The sequence below is a fragment of the Profundibacterium mesophilum KAUST100406-0324 genome, assembly GCF_009835145.1.
Lineage (GTDB): Bacteria > Pseudomonadota > Alphaproteobacteria > Rhodobacterales > Rhodobacteraceae > Profundibacterium > Profundibacterium mesophilum.
In genome coordinates this window covers 1-328 of the sequence record NZ_APKE01000102.1, presented here as the reverse complement: position 1 = coordinate 328, position 328 = coordinate 1, and the positions used below count along the sequence as shown (strand labels likewise).

Here is a 328-nt window from a genome sequence, read left to right as displayed (position 1 = left end):
GGCTCATGCGTCCACCCCCGGAATATGCGTGTATTGGCCGGTATTCTCGTCCCAGATGGCGCGCAGGCGCCGCTCGACGGGCGGGCGCGGGCCGGTATTGCGCACCAGCTTGTAGCGCGCCTCGCGCTTTCCAGGCGCGGCCTTGCGGATCACCCGCACGTAAGAGCCGCGAAGCAAGAAGCCGCAGAAGAGCCGCGCATCGTCCTCGCTCACAAGCACGTCGTCGGTCGTTGAATGAGCCGCCAGATCGCGGGGGCTGAACGTCGTCAGCATCCGCGCGGCGGTCCACATATTCTCCGCCGGCCGGCCTTTGCGGGCTTGCGTGCCA

General features: G+C 67.7%; 1 pseudogene. It reads right to left on the bottom strand.

Features of this window, described 5'->3' with window-relative positions:
- Window positions 1-3: 3 nt before the first annotated feature.
- Window positions 4-328, bottom strand: a pseudogene (locus PMES_RS16430) (hypothetical protein); the annotation flags it as partial.